Consider the following 19,310-nt stretch of genomic DNA (forward strand, 5'->3'; position numbering starts at 1 on the left):
GGGTTCGTGAAGGGTTCGTCCCTCCGGTGGTGTTACCGGGAATCTTGTAGAAAGCCCTGGCGTTCACGCCGGGGATGAATGCATCTCAAGGCTGCTCTGACGTGCACCTTGGAGCGGTCGTTTTTGCTGGTCGATGTACTGGCGGACGATCGCCAACGGTGCTCCGCCGCAGGATGCGGCGAAATATGAGGGCGACCACAGGTGCCCGTGCGTGATGGCGCGGTTGACATGGCTGGTGAACTCTCCCCCGGCTTTCGGCCGGGAGGTGCCTCCAGCCGTATCCGGCGGGCGGAGACGCCCTTGAGGCTGTTGGCCAGCTTCGATACGGCGATCTTGGGCGGGTAGTGCGCCAGGAGGTGGACATGATCGTGTTCGCCGTTGAACTCTTTCAGTTCCGCCTCGAAGTCCTCGCACACCTTGCGCATGATCTCTTCGCAGCGCGTCAGCGTCTCGTCGTCGAAGACTCCCGGCCGACATTTCGTCACGAAGACCACATGCACGTGCATCGCCGAAACGATACGTCTGTCATATCTGCAGTCGTTCTGCAGCGTTCTGCACATCAATGAGACCGATCATGGCTAGCATCGCGGCCGTGCAGCTGCGCTACAACTTCCGGGCCTACCCGGACACTTCCCAGCGCCGCGCGCTGGCGAATGCGTTCGGGTGCGCCCGCGTGGTGTGGAACGACTGCCTGCGCGACCGCAAGGAAGCACACGCGGCCGGACTGCCGTATGTGAAGTCGGCCGAGTTGTCCCGGCTTCGCATCACCCAGGCCAAGCGCACCGAGGAACGCGCCTGGCTCGCCGACGTATCGGCGGTCGTCCTGCAGCAGTCCCTGCGGGACTTGGACACCGCATATAAGAACTTCTTCGACTCGGTCAAGGGCAAGCGGCAGGGCCGCAAGGTCGGCCCTCCCCGCTACAAGTCGAAGAAGGACACCCGGCAGTCGATCCGCCTCAACGCCAACGCCTTCTCCGTCCAGGGCGACGGCACGGTGTATGTGGCCAAGGTCGGCTACTTGAAGGTCAGGTGGTCCCGGCGACTCCCGGCCCCGCCTACTTCGCTGACCGTCATCAAGGACAGCTCGGGCCGGTATTTCCTCAGCTTCGTCGTGGACACCGAGCCGGACATCCTGCCCGAGGTGGACACGGACGCCGGTATTGACCTCGGTCTGTCCGCCTTCGCCGTCCTGTCCGACGGCAGCAAGATCGACAGCCCCCGCTTCCTGCGCCGGGCGGAGAAGAAGCTCAGGCGCCTTCAGCGGGAGCTGTCCCGCAAGGCCAAGGGATCGAAGAACCGGGCCAAGGCCCGCATCAAGGTCGCACGCCAGCACGCGCGTGTCGCGGACCGGCGCCGGGACTTCCACCACAAGGCATCCACACAGATCATTCGCGACAACCAAGCGGTGTATGTGGAAGACCTCGCGGTGTCCGGCCTCGGCCGCACCAGGCTCGCCAAGTCCGTCCACGACGCGGGATGGTCCGCGTTCGTCGGCATGCTCCAGTACAAGGCGGTCAAGCACGGCCGCACCTTCGCCAAGGTCGACCGCGTTTTCCCGTCCTCGCAGGTCTGCTCGGCCTGCGGATTCCGGGACGGCCCCAAACCCCTGCACGTCCGGCAGTGGACGTGCGGCGCGTGCGGCACCGTGCATGACCGCGACCACAACGCGGCACGCAACGTCCTCTTCGAAGGACGCCGAATCGTCGCCGCCGGACGGGCGGAGACACTAAACGCCTCGTGGAGCGCCGGTAAGACCAGGGCGAAAGTCCCGGCACAGCGCGTTGAAGCAGGAAGCCCCCGGAAGGGTCAGACGACCCAGGCCGGAATCCCTGGACCTCAGGCCAGGGAGCACGTCAAGAACGGGCTTGCGCGCCACGCTCCTTGAGCATGTCGGCCATCAGCTGGATCTCCGACTGCTGCGCGTCGACCATGCCCTGCGCGAGCCGCTTCTCCACCCCGACGGCGCACTTGGCCACACACCCCTCGGCCATGTGGATACCGCCCTTGTGATGGGCCGTCATCAGCTGGAGGTACAGGATCTCCGCCTGCTTCCCGCTCAGCGACTGGAGCTTCTTCAGCTCCGTGTTCGTCGCCATCCCGGGCATCAGCGCACCGTCCTTGCCGGAGGCCATGTCGCCCATGCCCATCCAGGTCATCGGTGGATCGGCCGACACCTTCGGCAGCCCCCACAGATCCAGCCAACCGAGCAGCATCCCGCGCTGGTTGGCCTGCGTCTGCGCGATGTCGTACGCCAGCCGCCGGACTTCCTCGTCCTTCGTGCGGTCCCGCACGATGTACGACATCTCGACGGCCTGCTGGTGATGGACGGCCATGTCCCGCGCGAACCCGGCGTCGGCGGACTCCGCATCCGGCGTCCTCGCCTGCGGTGCGCCGGTGTCCTCGGCGACCGCGTACGTGATCGCACCGGCCGCGACGAGCACCGCCGCCGCGGCCCCGGCGACCCAGCCGACGTGCTGCCGCCTCACTTCATCGCCCCACCGGTGCACGAGGCGCCCGGCTCGGGCGTCTGCTGGCCCTGCACATAGGCGGCGAAGAACTTGTCCACCTCGGGGTCGTTCGCGCTCTTCACCGTCACCTGGTGACCCCAGGCCGACAGGGTCAGCGGGGCGTCCTGGTTCTGGTACGGGCTCATCAGCGAGTACGGCGTCTTCTTCACCTTCGCCGCGAGCGCGTCCACGTCGGCCTTGCTCGCCTTGTCCGTGTACGTCACCCAGACCGCGCCGTGCTCCAGCGCGTGCACCGCGTTCTCGTCCTGCACCGGCTGGGGGTAGACGTCGCCGTTGCAGTTGAGCCACACCGGGTTGTGGTTGCCGCCGACCGGCGGGTGCATCGGGTACGTCACCTCGGTCGTCACGTGCGTCCGTGACAGCTTGCCGGACCAGGTCTTCACGCCGTCCTCGCCGGTGACGAAGCGACCGGAGTCCCCCGAGGTCCCGGCGTTCTTCGCGTCGTCGCTCGCGGACGAGTCCTTCTTGCCAGTCTGGGAGTTGACGAGAACCACGCCGCCGACGACGAGACCCGCGACGACCACCACGCTCGCACCGATGGTCAGCACCCGGCCTCGCCGCTCGCGGTTGCGCTCCGCGCGCCGCATTTCCTCGATGCGCGCCTTGCGCGCCGCGTTGCTGCTGTTCTTGCCGGAACCCATGAGGCGTGTCCTTCTGGGGGAAGAGACGTGGACGGTGAGGCTCGCTGATCGTAGTGGGCTCGGTGTGCTCTCCCGTAGGGAGGGCACCGCAACCGGGTAATTTGAACCCGGGATGCGCATTACCTACCCTCGCCGTATGCGGCTGCTGCGTTCCACCGACCTGGCTCTGCGGGTCCTCATGAGACTCGCCGTCGCCGGCGACGCCAGCCCCACGACCCGCCAGGTCGCGCAGGACATGGACGTGCCCTACACGCACCTCGCGAAGGTCGTCGCCGAACTCCAGCACCTGGGCCTGGTCGACGCCCGGCGCGGCCGCGGCGGCGGTCTCACCCTCACCGAGAAGGGCCGTACGGCGTCCGTCGGGGGAGTCGTCCGCACCTTCGAGGGCGAGGACGAGGTGGTCGAGTGCGAGGGCGCGACCCCCTGCCCGCTGAACTCAGCCTGCCGGCTGCGGGGCGCCCTGCGCCGGGCCCAGGAGGCGTTCTACGCGACGCTGGACCCGGTGACGGTGCAGGACATGGTCGCCGACCCGACGGGCCCCCTGCTGCTGAACATCGCGAGGGGCCCGCGCGGCGACTGACCCGGGCCCCTCTCCGTCCTCTCCGCCCGCTCAGTCCCGCGTCAGCCAGAGATCCGGCCCGAACACCTCGTAGTGGATGTCGGCGGGAGCCACGCCCTTCCCGATCGGCGCAGTCCGGGGCGGGCGGCGAAGAGCCGGGCGTAGAAACGCTCGGTGATCTCGCCGAGGGCAGCTCCCCCACGCTCGAATCCGCTCGCGCGGGAGGTGCCCCCACCGGCGGGAAGCGTGGCGCGGACGGTGGCCGCGGACTGGTCGGACAGCATCGGGGCTCCTCCCGACTCGACTGATCCGCACGCCATGAAAACTTGCATCCGAGATGCAAATTGAATGGCCGTGTTCTGGGTCACGGGTGAAGCGATCCGGCCATGACGGATGCCGGTGCGAGCAGGCAAGATGGGCAACAGAGCAGTGCACCTGCCCCGCAAGGCGCGTTCAGGCCCGGGACGCTCACGCGATCAAGGTCCGCAACGCGCACGAAACGGTGGTGTGGTGGGATGCTCAGGTGCCCGACCGCCTCCCTTCACCCGGGGGCACAGGCGGCCTGACCAGCAAGGATGGGGAAGCGGAAGATGGACAAGCAGCAGGAGTTCGTGCTCCGGACCTTGGAGGAGCGCGACATCCGGTTCGTACGCCTTTGGTTCACGGACGTGCTGGGCTTCCTCAAGTCCGTCGCCGTGGCCCCGGCCGAGCTGGAGCAGGCCTTCGACGAGGGCATCGGCTTCGACGGCTCCGCCATCGAGGGCTTCGCCCGCGTCTACGAGTCCGACATGATCGCCAAGCCGGACCCCTCCACCTTCCAGGTCCTGCCCTGGCGCGCGGAGACCCCCGGCACCGCCCGCATGTTCTGCGACATCCTCATGCCGGACGGCTCCCCGTCCTTCGCGGACCCGCGCTACGTCCTCAAGCGCGCCCTCGCCCGCACCTCCGACCTGGGCTTCACCTTCTACACCCACCCCGAGATCGAGTTCTTCCTGCTGAAGGACCGCCCGCTGGACGGCTCACGCCCCACCCCGGCCGACAACTCGGGCTACTTCGACCACACCCCGACCAACGTCGGCATGGACTTCCGCCGCCAGGCGATCACCATGCTGGAGTCGATGGGCATCTCGGTCGAGTTCTCCCACCACGAGGGCGCCCCCGGCCAGCAGGAGATCGACCTGCGCTACGCCGACGCGCTCTCCACGGCGGACAACATCATGACGTTCCGCCTGGTCATGAAGCAGGTCGCGCTGGAGCAGGGAGTCCACGCGACCTTCATGCCGAAGCCCTTCTCCGAGCACCCGGGCAGCGGCATGCACACCCACCTCTCGCTCTTCGAGGGCGACCGGAACGCGTTCTACGAGTCGGGCGCCGAGTACCAGCTCTCCAAGGTCGGCCGCTCCTTCATCGCCGGCCTGCTCAAGCACGCTGCGGAGATCTCCGCGGTCACCAACCAGTGGGTCAACTCCTACAAGCGCATCTGGGGCGGCTCCGAGCGCACCGCCGGCGCCGGCGGCGAGGCCCCCTCCTACATCTGCTGGGGCCACAACAACCGCAGCGCCCTGGTCCGCGTCCCGATGTACAAGCCCGGCAAGACCGGTTCCTCCCGCATCGAGGTCCGCTCCCTGGACGCGGGCGCCAACCCGTACCTGTCGTACGCGGTCCTGCTGGCCGCCGGCCTCAAGGGCATCGAGGAGGGCTACGAACTCCCGCCGGGCGCCGAGGACGACGTCTGGGCGCTCTCCGACGCCGAGCGCCGCGCGATGGGGATCGAGCCCCTGCCCCAGAACCTCGGCGAGGCCCTCGCCCTGATGCAGCGCAGCGACCTGGTCGCCGAGACTCTGGGCGAGCACGTCTTCGACTTCTTCCTGCGCAACAAGAAGTCCGAGTGGGAGGAGTACCGCTCCGAGGTCACCGCGTTCGAACTGCGGAAGAACCTGCCGGTGCTGTAGGCGCAGGCCGGAGCGGGTTCACCGCTGATGCGGCGAGTGGGGCTGACAGTCGTGGTGCGTCGGCCCCACCACGTTCTACGAGCCCTGGCCGGGATTCAGCACGACCTCTGCCCCTGGCGGAACCCGGATTTGAAGCCGTCCTTGAAGCCGCGCCGGTAGTCCTGGTCCTGGTTCTTGGGGACAACCGTGGCGGCTCGTTCCTCGTCATGGTCGCGGTTGCAGTTCCGCTGCCCCTGGCGGAACCCGGATTTGAAGCCGTCCTTGAAGCCGCGCCGGTAGTCCTGGTCCGACGTGGGAACGTTGACGCTTGTACCGACGTGGGTCTCGCTCGGTGTGGCCGCGGAAGCCTGCTGAAAGCCGAAGGGCGCGAGAGCAACGGTTGCGGCGACGAAGACCGAGCCCAGGACGGCCCGTTTTCTGTTCGTGGCGGGCATAATGATCCCCTTGGGAAGGTTTCTCACATAGGGTCATTTCACTCTAGTCGCCCAAATGGGTGTCGCAACCGCGCTGGTCGGCCAGGCGTTCCTCGCCTCGGCCGGGCGCACGGGGTGTGGTGGCGGCTCGGCGTGATGCCGGGGCCGCATGAGGTCGGTCGACGCCGACCGGCAGCGGCAGCAGCTCACGTGCCTTCGAGGTCTCGCGACAGGAGGCCTCCCTGTTCGTCTGCTTCCCGCCGTTGAGTCAAGTGGAGCCCGAGGGCGTGTTGTTGGGCGCCCCACCGCCCGAACACCACACCGCGCCCCCGCAGTGCCCCACGCGCCGCTCCACTCAGCGGACATAGGCGGGCGACACCGCCGCCCTGCTGATCAGCCGGGCCTTACCGGAGCCGTTCGCCGAAACCTCGTGCAGATCGGCGCCGTGGTCCCCGGGCAGGGCGTACACGAGCGTGCGGGCGTCCTTCCACACCGCCTGGTCGTCCACGCTCCGCCGCTCGGCCGGCGCGGTCTCCCGCATGGTCCGCAGACCGAGGACGTACAGCCGCCAGGGAGCGTCCTGACGGGCCGCCGCAGGCATGCACCACCGGCCGCGGCATCGACTCACCACCCACCGTAGGGGCGGCAGAAGCCCCGACGCACCCGCACGGGCCGCCGCAGGCACGCACCACCCACCCCCGAACCGAAACCCACGACCACCCCACCCCCGCCCATTCCCGTTAGGCTCTGGCCAGGACGACCAGACCTCACGGGAGGCCGCGCATGACGCCGGGGCGCAGAAGCAGCACCTTCACCCGACTGCTCCGGCACGGCTTCACCGACCCCTCCGCCGCCGAACGCCTGCTGGAGGGCCCCGAGCTGTCCGCCGTCCGCGACGACCCGGTCCTCCTCGAGGCCCTGGGCGCCACCGCCGACCCCGACCTCGCCCTGCACGGCCTGGCCCGCCTCCTGGAGGCCCAGCCCGCGCCCAATGCCCACCGCGAACTCCTGGACACCCTCATCGCGGCCAAGCCGCTGCGCGACCGCCTCCTCGGCGTCCTCGGCGCCTCCTCCGCCCTCGCCGAACACCTCGCCCGCCACCCCAGTGACTGGCAGGTCCTCGTCACCTACGAGCCCCGCGACCTGCACCCCGGCGTGGAGGAGTTCGAGCGCGGCCTGGCCGAGGCCACCGACCCCGTGGCCCTCCGCGTCGCCTACCGCCGCTGCCTCCTGTCCATCGCCGCCCGGGACGTCTGCGGCACCACCGACGTCGCCCAGACCGCCGCCGAACTCGCCGACCTCGCCACGGCCACGCTGCGCGCCGCCCTGGCGCAGGCGAGCGCCGCCGCACCCGACGAGGCGGCCGTCTGCCGCCTCGCGGTGATCGCGATGGGCAAGTGCGGCGGCCACGAGCTGAACTACGTCTCCGACGTGGACGTGATCTTCGTGGCGGAGGCGGCCGACGGCGCGGACGAGGGCAAGGCCCTCGGATCGGCGACCAAGCTGGCCTCGCACATGATGCGGATCTGCTCGGAGACCACCGTCGAGGGCTCCATCTGGCCCGTGGACGCCAACCTCCGCCCCGAAGGCCGCAACGGCCCCCTCGTCCGCAGCCTCAGCAGCCACGTCGCCTACTACCAACGCTGGGCCAAGACCTGGGAGTTCCAGGCCCTGCTCAAGGCCCGCCCGGTGGCGGGGGACGCCGACCTCGGCCAGGCCTACGTCGACGCGCTCGGCCCTCTCGTGTGGATGGCGGCCGAGCGCGAGAACTTCGTGGCCGACGTGCAGAAGATGCGCCGCAGGGTCGTGGAGAACATTCCCGCGTCCGAGATCGACCGCGAACTCAAGCTGGGCCCGGGAGGCCTCAGGGACGTTGAATTCGCCGTCCAGCTCCTCCAGTTGGTGCACGGCCGCACCGACCCGTCCCTGCGCAGCGGCACCACCCTGGACGCCCTCCAGGCCCTCGTCGCGGGGGGTTACGTGGGCCGCGAGGACGCCGCCCGCCTCGACGAGGCGTACCGCTTCCTGCGCTCCATGGAGCACCGCATCCAGCTGTACCGCCTGCGCCGCACCCACCTCGTGCCCGTGGAGGAGGCGGACCAGCGCCGCCTCGGCCGCTCCCTGGGGCTGCGCACCGACCCGGTGGCCGAGGTGAACCGCGAGTGGAAGCGGCACACCGGTGTCGTACGCCGCCTGCACGAGAAGCTCTTCTACCGCCCGCTGCTCGACGCGGTCGCCCAACTCGCGCCCGGTGAGGCCAGGCTGCGCCCGGAGGCGGCACGCGAGCGCCTCGTCGCCCTCGGCTACGCCGACCCGGCCGCCGCCCTGCGCCACCTGGAGGCGCTGGCGTCGGGCGTGACCCGGAAGGCGGCGATCCAGCGCACGCTGCTGCCCGTTCTGCTGGGCTGGTTCGCGGACTCCGCCGACCCGGACGCCGGCCTGCTCAACTTCCGCAAGGTCTCCGACGCGCTCGGCAAGACGCCCTGGTACCTGCGCCTGCTGCGTGACGAGGGCGCGGCGGCCGAGAACCTGGCCCGTGTCCTGTCGGCGGGCCGCCTCGCCCCCGACCTGCTGATGCGGGCCCCCGAGGCGGTGGCCCTGCTCGGCGAGGGCGACGGCACGGTCGGCCGCGTCGGCGGCCTCGAACCGCGTGGACGCGCTCAGTTGGAGCAGGAGATCCTCGCGGCGGTGGGGCGTGCCGAGAACGCCGCGCAGGGCGTCACCGCGGCCCGCGGCGTGCGCCGCCGCGAGCTGTTCCGTACGGCCGCCGCGGACATCGTCGGCTCCTACGGCACCGAGACCAACCCCGCCGAGGCGGATCAGGGCGCCCTGATCGACCGGGTCGGCGCCGCCGTCTCCGACCTCACCGCCGCGACACTCGCCGGCACCCTGCGCGCGGTGGTCCGCGAGGGCTGGGGCGACACCCTGCCGACCCGGTTCGCGATCATAGGGATGGGCCGCTTCGGCGGTCACGAGCTGAGCTACGGCTCCGACGCGGACGTGTTGTTCGTGCACGAGCCGCGCGACGGAGTGGACGAGCAGGAGGCCGCGGCGGCGGCGAACAAGGTCGTCGCCGAGATGCGCCGCCTGCTGCAACTGCCGAGCGCCGACCCGCCGTTGCTGATCGACGCCGATCTGCGCCCCGAGGGCAAGTCGGGCCCGCTGGTGCGCACCCTGAAGTCGTACGAGGCGTACTACCGCCGGTGGTCCCTGGTCTGGGAGTCACAGGCGCTGCTGCGGGCCGAGACGGTGGCCGGGGACCTGGACCTGGGCCGCCGCTTCATCGAGCTGGTCGACCCGCTGCGCTACCCGCGGCACGGTCTCGGCGACGAAGCGGTCCGCGAGATCCGCAGGCTCAAGGCCCGCATGGAGTCCGAGCGCCTGCCGCGCGGCGCCGACCCCAAGCTGCACACCAAGCTGGGCCCCGGCGGGCTGTCCGACGTCGAGTGGACGGTGCAGCTGCTCCAGATGCGGCACGGCTGGCAGGAGCCGGACCTGCGGACGACCCGCACCCGCGACGCCCTGGCCGCCGCCCGCGCCGCCGGGCTGCTGTCCGCGGAGGACACGGCGGTCCTGGACGAGGCCTGGGTGCTGGCCGGCCGTGTGCGCAACGCGGTCATGCTGGTCCGCGGCCGGGCCGGGGACACCTTCCCCACCGAACCGCGCGAGCTGGCCGCGGTCGGCCGCTACCTGGGCTACGGCGCCGGTCACGCCGGCGACATGCTGGACGCCTACCGCCGCACCACCCGCAGGGCGCGGACGGTCGTGGACGAGCTGTTCTACCAGGACTGACCCGGCCGCCACGAGGCGAGCCCGGCCACGCGACCGGACCCACCGCGAAACCCGGCCCCACGAGGCGAGCCCGGCCACGGGACCGGACCCACCGCGAAACCCGGCCCCACGAGGCGAGCCCGGCCACGCGACCGGACCCACCGCGAAACCCGGCCCGTCACGAGGCGAGCCCGGCCACGTGGCCAGACCGGCCCCCCACGAAACCCGTCCCGTCACGACACCAGCCACCGCCCACTACGACGACCGCACCACGACCACCTCCGGCTCGCCCACCGGACCCGGCCCCGCCACCACCCTCGGCAGGGCGTGCGGCAGCGTGCCGCACCACACCCGGGCCAGCGTGAACCCGAAGGCCAGGCACACCACGCCCCCCACCGCGTCCAGCCAGAAATGGTTGGCGGTGGAAACGATCACCAGCAGAGTCGTGGCCGGGTACAGCAGCCCGAGTACCCGTGCCCACGGCACCGAGGCCAGCGCGAAGACGGTGAGCCCGCACCACAGCGACCAGCCGATGTGCATGGACGGCATGGCGGCGTACTGGTTGGACATGTGCTTGAGGTCGCCCGAGGCCATCGAACCCCAGGTGTGGTGGATCATGACCGTGTCCACGAACCGCCCGCCGTTCATCAGCCGAGGCGGTGCGAGCGGATACAGGTAGTAACCGATGAGAGCCACACCCGTGGTCGCGAACAGCACCAGCCGGGACGCCGCGTAGCGGCCCGGATGCCAGTGGTACAGCCACACCAGCACACCCAGCGTGATGATGAAGTGCAGCGTGGCGTAGTAGTAGTTCATGCCGACGATCAGCCAATTCACCGTGTTCACGGTGTGGTTGACCGACGCCTCGACAGCGATGCCGAGATGATGTTCGAGCTGCCAGATCCGGTCCGCGTTGCGCAGCGCGTCGCCCCGCTGCTCCGGGACGGCGTTGCGGACGAGCGAGTACGTCCAGTAACTCACCGCGATCAGCAGGACTTCGAACCACAGCCGGGGCCTGCGCGGTCGGCGCAGTCTGCCCAGGGCACCTTGTCCGCCCTCGCCCGTGACGGTCCTCGGAACGGCCGGCTCCTCGCGACCTTCCGGATCTGTCACGGTCGAGTCACTCATAGGCACAGAGTCTGCCAGACGGGACTTCCTCGACAGATCATCCCAAGGTCGGGTCTGTCACGCATGTCCTACGGCGCATGGAGGACATTTGTGACGATCACACTCGCCCGGGACCGACGATCACACTCGACCGGGACCGCGGTCACCCACGATGACGCTCACCCGGGGCCGAGGCGGTCGAGCCGCGCACCACCAGCTCCGGCATGAACACGAACTCGCTGTGCGGCGCGGGCGTCCCGCCGATCTCCTCCAGCAGCGTGCGCACCGCCGCCTGCCCCATCGCCGGAACCGGCTTGCGGACGGTGGTCAGCGGCGGGTCGGTGAACGCGATCAGCGGGGAGTCGTCGAAACCGACCACGGAGACGTCCCGGGGGACCTCCAGGCCCAGCTGCCGGGCCGCCCGTATCGCGCCGAGCGCCATCATGTCGCTCGCGCACACCACCGCCGTGCACCCGCGCTCGATCAGCGCGGTCGCCGCCGCCTGACCGCCCTCCAGGGTGTACAGCGAGTGCTGCACCAGCTCGTGCTCGGCGGTCTGCGCGCTCAGCCCCAACTGGTCCTGCACCGCGCGCACGAAGCCCTCGATCTTGCGCTGCACGGGCACGAACCGCTTCGGCCCGAGCGCCAGCCCGATCCGGGTGTGCCCCAGCGACACCAGGTGCGTCACGGCGAGCGTCATCGCGGCCCGGTCGTCGGGGGAGATGAACGGCGCCTGCACCTTCGAGGAGAACCCGTCCACCAGCACGAACGGCACGCCCTGCGCCCGCAGTCGCTCGTAGCGCTGCATGTCGGCGGTGGTGTCGGCGTGGAGCCCGGAGACGTAGATGATCCCGGCCACGCCGCGGTCCACCAGCATCTCGGTCAGCTCGTCCTCCGTGGACCCGCCCGGGGTCTGGGTGGCGAGCACCGGGGTGTAGCCCTGCCGGGTCAGTGCCTGGCCGATGACCTGGGCCAGGGCCGGGAATATCGGGTTCTCCAGCTCCGGGGTGATCAGGCCCACCAGGCCCTCACTGCGCTGGCGGAGTCGCACCGGACGCTCGTAGCCGAGCACGTCCAGCGCGGCCAGCACGGACTGGCGGGTGGTGGCGGCGACGCCCGGCTTCCCGTTGAGGACGCGGCTGACGGTCGCTTCGCTCACCCCCGCCTGCGCGGCGATGTCCGCAAGCCGTGTGGTCACGGCACCGGACTGTACCGGCCGTACCTGCCCTTGCCCACCGACGGGACGACCGACGGGACGCCGTGCGCGGCCGGCCGGACGGCCTCCCGTGGATTGCTGCGTCATCGCGCTCCCTCGAATTCGTGACAGCAAGAGCTTGCAGAGTCTTGCACACGTGCCCGCCTGCCCGCCCAACGGCTTCAACACCCGGTTGCGTGGGGGTCGAGGGGAGGTCACGGGGGCGTAACCATCCTCGCTCCTTGCATATTTTTTCTGCAAGGTCTTTCGCAGCGCTTGCATCGCTGTTACGTTCCAGTCGCCCGGCCGCCTCCCGCTCTCGGCTCCGCCCGAGCGGGGCCCCATCGGCGCAGCCGGCAAGACCGCGGGACGGCGGACGGGACCGCTCCCCGCATCACACGGGCTTAACCCTCAAGGAGAACTCATGCGGCGTGGCATAGCGGCCTCCGCGCTGGTGGCGTCCCTCGCCCTCACGGCGACGGCGTGCGGCGGGAGCGACAGCGACAGCAAGTCGGACGGCCCGGTGACCATCACCTGGTGGGACACCTCCAACGCCACCAATGAGGCGCCGACGTACCAGGCCCTGGTCAAGCAGTTCGAGGCGGCCAACAAGGACGTCAAGGTCAAGTACGTCAACGTCCCCTTCGACCAGGCGCAGAACAAGTTCGACACCGCCGCCGGCTCCAAGGGCGCCCCGGACGTGCTGCGCTCCGAGGTCGGCTGGACCCCGGCCTTCGCGAAGAAGGGCTACTTCCTGCCGCTGGACGGCACCGACGCCCTCGCCGACCAGGACAAGTTCCAGCCGAACCTGATCAAGCAGGCCCAGTACGAGGGCAAGACCTACGGCGCGCCGCTGGTCACCGACACCCTCGCCCTGGTCTACAACAAGGCCCTGTTCAAGAAGGCCGGCATCACCGAGGCCCCGGGGACCTGGGACGAGCTGAAGGCCGACGCCGCCAAGGTCGCGGACAAGGCCAAGGTCGACGGCTACTGGGGCTCCACCCAGGCCTACTACGCGCAGAGCTTCCTGTACGGCGAGGGCACCGACACCGTCGACGCCGCCGCCAAGAAGGTCACCGTGAACTCGCCGGCCGCCAAGAAGGCCTACGGCACCTGGCTGAGCCTGTTCTCCGGCAAGGGCCTGCACAAGGCCGACACCACCGCCGACGCCTACGCCCACATCCAGGACGCGTTCGTCAACGGCAAGGTCGCCGCGATCGTCCAGGGCCCCTGGGAGATCACGAACTTCTACAAGGGCTCGGCCTTCAAGGACAAGTCCAACCTCGGCATCGCCACCGTCCCGGCCGGCTCCAGCGGCAAGGCGGGCGCCCCGACCGGCGGCCACAACCTCTCGGTCTACGCCGGCTCCGACAAGGCCCACCAGGCCGCGGCGCTGAAGTTCGTGCAGTTCATGACCTCGGCGAAGTCCCAGGAGACCATCGCCCTGAAGAACTCCACGCTGCCCACCCGCTCCGACGCCTACACCGACCAGGTCAAGGCCGACCCCGGCATCGCCGGCTACCAGGGCGTCCTCGCCGCCGCCCAGCCCCGCCCGGCGCTGCCCGAGTACAGCTCCCTGTGGGGTCCGCTGGACACCGAGCTGCCCAAGATCGCCGGTGGCAAGGAGCCCCTGGACAAGGGCCTGAGCAACGCCGAGGTCGCCATCGCCAAGCTGGTGCCCGACTTCAGCAAGTGAGCCCACCTGGCCGCCGGGTCCTCCTCCAGGGGGGAGAGGATCCGGCGGCCACCGGCTGTGCCCGGCCCAACCCCTGAACCATCAGAAGGTGTCGAACCATGACAGTCGCCATCGACCGCGCGACCGGCAAGCGCCGCGGTGACCGCGCGCCGCGGCCCGGGCTGGTGCAGCGCCTCAAGAACGCCTACCAGAAGCACTGGTACGCCTACGCGATGATCGCCCCGGTGGTCGTCGTGCTCGGTGTCATCGTGGGGTATCCGCTGGTCCGCGGGTTCTACCTGACCCTCACCGACGCCAACAGCCTGAACTCGGCGCGGACGATCGGCGTCAACCACATCGCCGCCACCTACAAGTTCATCGGTCTCGACAACTACAAGGACATCCTGTTCGGACCGCTGTCGTACGACCGGTTCTGGTCGCACTTCCTGTGGACCGTTCTCTGGACGGTCGCCTGTGTGGCCCTGCACTACACCATCGGCCTGGGCCTCGCGCTCATGCTCAACGAGAAGCTGCGCGGACGCACCCTCTACCGTGTGCTGCTGGTGCTGCCCTGGGCCGTGCCGACCTTCGTCACCGTCTTCTCCTGGCGGATCATGCTCGCCGACTCCGGCGTGGTCAACCAGATCCTGGGCGCCCTCCACCTGCCCGAGCCGCAGTGGCTGGAGGACACCTTCTGGCAGCGCTTCGCCGCGATCATGGTCAACACCTGGTGCGGTGTGCCGTTCCAGATGCTCTCGCTGCTCGGCGGCCTCCAGTCCATCGACTCCTCGCTCTACGAGGCCGCCGAGATGGACGGCGCGAGCGCCTGGCAGCGCTTTCGGCACGTCACGCTGCCGGGGCTGAGGTCCGTCAGCTCGACCGTCGTGCTCCTCGGCATCATCTGGACCTTCAACCAGTTCGCCATCATCTTCCTGCTGTTCGGCCCGACCAGCGCCCCGGACGCCCAGATCCTCGTCACATGGGCGTACTACCTGGGCTTCGGCCAGCAGCCGCGCGACTTCGCCCAGTCCGCCGCGTACGGTGTGCTGCTGCTGTCGATCATCGCCCTGTTCACGTCCTTCTACTTCCGCTGGCTGAAGCGCAATGACCAGCTCGCCGTCTGACGCCGCAGGAGCCGCCGCCATGAGCACCACGACCCTCGAGAAGACCGAGACCGGTCCGGTCCCCGACCCGGGGCCCCGGCGCGGCCGCCGGCGCGGCGAACGCGGCCCGCTCGGCGCCGCCCTCCTGCACGGCGGCCTCACGATCGCGAGCCTGATCGCGCTCGCCCCGGTGGCCTGGCTGATCTTCCTCTCGCTCGGGCCGGAGAAGGACGACTATCTGCACCCCGGCAAGATCCTCGGCAAGCTGACCTTCTCCAACTACAGCTTCGTGCTGGAGCACACCGCGTTCTTCGACTGGTTCAAGTCGACGATGATCGTGGCCCTCGGCACCACCCTGATCGGTGTCTTCGTCGCCGCGACCACCGGCTACGCCGTCTCGCGCATGCGCTTTCCCGGCTACAGGTCGCTGATGTGGGTGCTGCTGCTCACCCAGGCCTTCCCGATCGCCATCCTGATCGTGCCGATGTACGAGATCTTCAGCGAACTCGGTCTCATCGACACCTACTGGGCGCTGATCGTCATCAACTGCACCACGGCGGTGCCCTACAGCGCCTGGCTGCTCAAGGGGTACTTCGACACCATCCCCTTCGAGATCGACGAGGCGGGCCGGGTGGACGGGCTCAGCCCGTTCGGCACCTTCTTCCGGCTGATCCTGCCGCTGGCCCGCCCGGGTCTTGCCGTCGCCGCCTTCTACAACTTCATCACCGCCGTCGGCGAGGTCGCGTTCGCGACGACCTTCATGCTGGACGACTCGAAGTACACCTTCGCCGTGGGCCTGCAGACCTTCGTCAGCGAGCACGACGCGCAGTGGAACTACATGGCCGCCACCGCGGTGCTGGTCGCGATACCCGTGTCGGCGTTCTTCTACCTCGTGCAGAAGAACCTCGTCACCGGCCTCACCGCGGGCGGCACGAAGGGCTGAGCCCCCGATCCGCACCGGGCTCCCGCGCGCCTGTGCGCGCGGGCAGGCGGCCGCGGTGCCTCTCCGACCCCGCCGGCACCACGGCCGCCTCGTACGCCCGCCGGCCCCACAGCCACCCATGACCAGAACTCCCTTACGTATCAAGGACGCCATGAGCCAGCAGAACCCTGCAGCCCCGGCCACCGACTCCGCCCTCGCCACCGTCGCCCAGCGTCGCGACTGGTGGCGGGACGCGGTGATCTACCAGGTCTATCCGCGCAGCTTCGCCGACAGCAACGGCGACGGCATGGGCGACCTGGAGGGCGTGCGCTCCAGACTCCCGTACCTGCGTGACCTCGGTGTGGACGCGGTCTGGCTCAGCCCGTTCTACGCCTCGCCGCAGGCCGACGCCGGCTACGACGTCGCCGACTACCGCGCGGTCGACCCGATGTTCGGCAACCTGCTCGACGCCGACGCGCTGATCCGCGACGCCCACACGCTGGGCCTGCGCATCATCGTGGACCTGGTCCCCAACCACTCCTCCGACCAGCACGAGTGGTTCAGGCGCGCCCTCGCCGAGGGCCCCGGCTCCCCGCTGCGCGAGCGCTACCACTTCCGCCCCGGCAAGGGCGAGAACGGCGAACTCCCGCCCAACGACTGGGAGTCCATCTTCGGCGGCCCGGCCTGGACCCGGGTCACGGAGCCCGACGGAAGCCCCGGAGAGTGGTACCTGCACCTCTTCGCGCCCGAGCAGCCGGACTTCAACTGGGACCACCCGGCCGTCGGCGACGAGTTCCGCTCGGTCCTGCGCTTCTGGCTGGACATGGGCGTCGACGGCTTCCGCATCGACGTGGCCCACGGGCTCGTCAAGGCCGAGGGGCTGCCGGACCTGGGCGCGCACGACCAGCTCAAGCTGCTGGGCAACGACGTCATGCCGTTCTTCGACCAGGACGGTGTGCACGCCATCTACCGGCAGTGGCGCACGATCCTGGACGAGTACGCGGGGGAGAGGATCTTCGTCGCGGAGGCGTGGACCCCGACCGTCGAGCGCACCGCGAACTACGTCCGCCCCGACGAGCTGCACCAGGCCTTCAACTTCCAGTATCTGAGCACGAGTTGGAACGCACAGGAGCTGCGCACGGTCATCGACCGGACGCTGGAGGCGATGCGCCCGGTCGGTGCCCCCGCCACCTGGGTGCTGTCCAACCACGACGTCACCCGGCACGCCACCCGCTTCGCCAACCCGCCCGGCCTCGGTACCCAGATCCGTACGGCCGGCGACCGCGAACTGGGCCTGCGCCGGGCCCGCGCCGCCACCCTGCTGATGCTCGCGCTGCCCGGCTCGGCGTACATCTACCAGGGCGAGGAGCTGGGCCTGCCGGACGTCGTGGACCTGCCCGACGAGGTGCGCCAGGACCCGGCGTACTTCCGCGGTGCCGGCCAGGACGGCTTCCGTGACGGCTGCCGGGTGCCGATCCCGTGGACGCGGACCGGCTCGTCGTACGGCTTCGGCGACGGGGGCAGCTGGCTGCCGCAGCCGGAGAGCTGGGGCGAGCTGAGCGTCCAGGCGCAGACGGGCGTGCCCGGCTCGACGCTGGAGCTGTACCGGGCCGCGCTCGCCGCCCGCCGGGAGCAGCCCTCGCTCGGCGCGGGTGACGCGGTGGAGTGGCTGCCCGTTCCCGAGGGTGTTCTCGCCTTCCGGCGCGGGGAGTTCGTGTGCGTCGCGAACACCACGGGCGAGCCGGTGACGACTCCCGCCTACGGGCGCCTGCTGCTCGCCAGCGGTGAGGTCGCCGAGACGGGCGGCGAGGCCGAGGTTCCGGCCGACACCACGGTGTGGTGGACGACGGCCTGACCCGGCCCGGAAAGTTCTCGCATCAACTTGGTTCAGCCCGCTGCCTTTTCAGGCAGCGGGCCTTTAGCATCTGCGTCACCGCAAGTTTGCTGAAAAGTTTCAGCAAGTGCCTTCGATGAAGAAGGAACCCCCACATGGCGCGCAGAACCCTCCCCGCGGCGTTCGCCCTCGCGGCCGCCCTCTCGATTGGCATGTACCCGACTACCGCTGCCCAGGCCTCCCCGCCCGGCACCAAGGACGTCACCGCCGTCCTCTTCGAGTGGAGCTACGCCTCCGTCGCCCGTGAGTGCACCACCACCCTCGGCCCCGCCGGCTACGGCTACGTCCAGGTCTCCCCGCCCGCCGAGCACATACAGGGCTCCCAGTGGTGGACCTCGTACCAGCCCGTCAGCTACAAGATCGCCGGACGGCTCGGCAACCGCACCGCCTTCCAGAACATGGTGAACACCTGCCACGCGGCGGGCGTGAAGGTCGTCGCCGACACGGTGATCAACCACATGTCGGCGGGCTCCGGCACCGGCACCGGGGGCTCGTCGTACACCAAGTACGACTACCCGGGCCTGTACTCCTCCGCCGACTTCGACGACTGCACCTCCCAGGTCACCGACTACCAGGACCGCTGGAACGTCCAGCACTGCGAACTGGTGGGCCTCGCCGACCTCGACACGGGGGAGGAGCACGTCCGGCAGACCATCGCGAACTACATGAACGACCTGCTCTCCCTCGGCGTCGACGGCTTCCGCATCGACGCGGCCAAGCACATCGACACCGCCGACCTCGCCAACATCAAGTCCCGGCTGACCAACCCGGGCGCCTACTGGAAGCAGGAGGTCATCTACGGCGCCGGCGAGGCGGTCCAGCCCACCGAGTACACCGGCAACGGCGACGTCCAGGAGTTCCGCTACGCCTACGACCTCAAGCGGGTCTTCAACTCCGAGAAGCTCGCCTACCTGAACAACTTCGGCGAGGCCTGGGGCTATCTGCCAAGCGCAGGTGCCGGTGTGTTCGTCGACAACCACGACACCGAGCGGGGCGGCAGCACCCTCAACTACAAGAGCGGCGCGAACTACACCCTGGCCAACGTCTTCATGCTGGCCTGGCCCTACGGCGCCCCCGACATCAACTCCGGCTACGAGTGGACCGACGCGGACGCCGGCCCGCCCAATGGAGGCACGGTCAACGCCTGCTGGCAGGACGGCTGGAAGTGCCAGCACGCCTGGCCGGAGATCAAGTCCATGGTCGCCTTCCGCAACGCCACTCGCGGCCAGGCGGTCACCAACTGGTGGGACGACGGCAACAACCTCATCACCTTCGGCCGCGGCACCAAGGGCTACGTGGTCATCAACCACGAGAGCACCGCGGCCGACCGCTCGTACCAGACCTCCCTGCCCGCAGGCACCTACTGCGACGTACAGGCCAACCGGACCGTGACGGTCAACAACACCGGCTGGTTCACGGCCTCCGTCGCCCCGAACACCGCACTCGCCATCTACGCCGGCAAGTCGAGCTGCTGACACCCGGGAACGGCCTGTGCCGCTGCTCCCCCAGCGGTACAGGCCCTCCGCGGGAGCTGGAGGTGAAAGTACTTG

15 protein-coding genes and 2 pseudogenes are annotated in these 19,310 nt (G+C 69.7%); 9 read left to right on the forward strand and 8 right to left on the reverse strand.

The window, feature by feature from the left end:
• Positions 1 to 63: 63 nt before the first annotated feature.
• Positions 64 to 560, reverse strand: a pseudogene (gene tnpA, locus ACWD5D_RS05780) (IS200/IS605 family transposase).
• 32 nt (positions 561 to 592) lie between these two features.
• Between tnpA and ACWD5D_RS05785 the strand changes: the two are divergent.
• Positions 593 to 1,885 carry an RNA-guided endonuclease InsQ/TnpB family protein gene (locus ACWD5D_RS05785; RefSeq protein WP_451371586.1) on the forward strand — a complete coding sequence of 431 codons (1,293 nt, stop codon included), beginning with the start codon at positions 593 to 595 and terminating at the stop codon, positions 1,883 to 1,885.
• On the opposite strand, the gene ACWD5D_RS05790 is transcribed toward ACWD5D_RS05785, so the two are convergent.
• Positions 1,854 to 2,486, reverse strand: coding sequence for a DUF305 domain-containing protein (locus ACWD5D_RS05790; protein WP_451371520.1), 633 nt, complete (start codon positions 2,484 to 2,486; stop codon positions 1,854 to 1,856). The genes ACWD5D_RS05785 and ACWD5D_RS05790 overlap by 32 nt on opposite strands.
• Entirely contained in the window at positions 2,483 to 3,169 is a 687-nt protein-coding gene (locus ACWD5D_RS05795) for a DUF3105 domain-containing protein (protein ID WP_451371521.1), read from the reverse strand. The genes ACWD5D_RS05790 and ACWD5D_RS05795 overlap by 4 nt, the downstream gene beginning before the upstream one ends.
• Before the next feature lie 136 nt (positions 3,170 to 3,305).
• Here ACWD5D_RS05795 and ACWD5D_RS05800 point away from each other — a divergent pair, with 136 nt between their 5' ends.
• A complete protein-coding gene (locus ACWD5D_RS05800; protein WP_451371522.1) occupies positions 3,306 to 3,749 on the forward strand; it encodes an Rrf2 family transcriptional regulator in 444 nt (147 codons plus the stop codon).
• Positions 3,750 to 3,790: 41 nt separating this feature from the next.
• Here the strand turns inward: ACWD5D_RS05800 and ACWD5D_RS05805 are convergent, their stop codons facing one another.
• Positions 3,791 to 4,012: a hypothetical protein gene (locus ACWD5D_RS05805; RefSeq protein WP_451371588.1), complete on the reverse strand. Its 222-nt coding sequence runs from the start codon at positions 4,010 to 4,012 to the stop codon at positions 3,791 to 3,793.
• 306 nt (positions 4,013 to 4,318) lie between these two features.
• Here ACWD5D_RS05805 and glnA point away from each other — a divergent pair, with 306 nt between their 5' ends.
• Positions 4,319 to 5,680, forward strand: a complete 1,362-nt coding sequence (gene glnA, locus ACWD5D_RS05810) for a type I glutamate--ammonia ligase (protein WP_393880278.1) — start codon at positions 4,319 to 4,321, stop codon at positions 5,678 to 5,680.
• A gap of 95 nt (positions 5,681 to 5,775) precedes the next feature.
• Here the strand turns inward: glnA and ACWD5D_RS05815 are convergent, their stop codons facing one another.
• Complete coding sequence (locus tag ACWD5D_RS05815; RefSeq protein ID WP_451371523.1) at positions 5,776 to 6,114, reverse strand: hypothetical protein; 339 nt, start codon at positions 6,112 to 6,114, stop codon at positions 5,776 to 5,778.
• Between the two features lie 334 nt (positions 6,115 to 6,448).
• A pseudogene (locus tag ACWD5D_RS05820) lies at positions 6,449 to 6,682 on the reverse strand (TolB-like translocation protein); the annotation flags it as partial.
• Positions 6,683 to 6,876: 194 nt separating this feature from the next.
• Here ACWD5D_RS05820 and ACWD5D_RS05825 point away from each other — a divergent pair.
• The gene (locus tag ACWD5D_RS05825) at positions 6,877 to 9,885 is read left to right on the forward strand and encodes a bifunctional [glutamine synthetase] adenylyltransferase/[glutamine synthetase]-adenylyl-L-tyrosine phosphorylase (protein WP_451371524.1); all 3,009 of its coding nucleotides are present in this window, start codon (positions 6,877 to 6,879) and stop codon (positions 9,883 to 9,885) included.
• Positions 9,886 to 10,119: 234 nt separating this feature from the next.
• Here ACWD5D_RS05825 and ACWD5D_RS05830 read toward each other — a convergent pair whose 3' ends face one another.
• Both ACWD5D_RS05830 and ACWD5D_RS05835 read right to left on the reverse strand, forming a co-directional pair.
• A complete protein-coding gene (locus ACWD5D_RS05830) occupies positions 10,120 to 10,992 on the reverse strand; it encodes a phosphatase PAP2 family protein (RefSeq protein ID WP_451371525.1) in 873 nt (290 codons plus the stop codon).
• 142 nt (positions 10,993 to 11,134) lie between these two features.
• Positions 11,135 to 12,169 (reverse strand): LacI family DNA-binding transcriptional regulator, encoded by a 1,035-nt coding sequence (locus ACWD5D_RS05835; RefSeq protein WP_451371526.1) that lies wholly within the window; start codon positions 12,167 to 12,169, stop codon positions 11,135 to 11,137.
• A 421-nt stretch (positions 12,170 to 12,590) separates the two neighbouring features.
• Here ACWD5D_RS05835 and ACWD5D_RS05840 point away from each other — a divergent pair, with 421 nt between their 5' ends.
• The 5 genes from ACWD5D_RS05840 (at position 12,591) to ACWD5D_RS05860 (ending at position 19,235) form a co-directional block, all read left to right on the forward strand.
• Positions 12,591 to 13,862: an extracellular solute-binding protein gene (locus ACWD5D_RS05840; RefSeq protein ID WP_451371527.1), complete on the forward strand. Its 1,272-nt coding sequence runs from the start codon at positions 12,591 to 12,593 to the stop codon at positions 13,860 to 13,862.
• A gap of 98 nt (positions 13,863 to 13,960) precedes the next feature.
• Positions 13,961 to 14,965, forward strand: coding sequence for a carbohydrate ABC transporter permease (locus ACWD5D_RS05845; RefSeq protein ID WP_451371528.1), 1,005 nt, complete (start codon positions 13,961 to 13,963; stop codon positions 14,963 to 14,965).
• 19 nt (positions 14,966 to 14,984) lie between these two features.
• A complete protein-coding gene (locus tag ACWD5D_RS05850; RefSeq protein ID WP_451371529.1) occupies positions 14,985 to 15,887 on the forward strand; it encodes a sugar ABC transporter permease in 903 nt (300 codons plus the stop codon).
• A gap of 151 nt (positions 15,888 to 16,038) precedes the next feature.
• Complete coding sequence (locus ACWD5D_RS05855) at positions 16,039 to 17,721, forward strand: glycoside hydrolase family 13 protein (RefSeq protein WP_451371530.1); 1,683 nt, start codon at positions 16,039 to 16,041, stop codon at positions 17,719 to 17,721.
• A gap of 134 nt (positions 17,722 to 17,855) precedes the next feature.
• Entirely contained in the window at positions 17,856 to 19,235 is a 1,380-nt protein-coding gene (locus tag ACWD5D_RS05860) for an alpha-amylase (RefSeq protein ID WP_451371531.1), read from the forward strand.
• Positions 19,236 to 19,310: the final 75 nt, after the last annotated feature.

It is taken from the genome of Streptomyces sp. NPDC002520 (assembly GCF_053595235.1).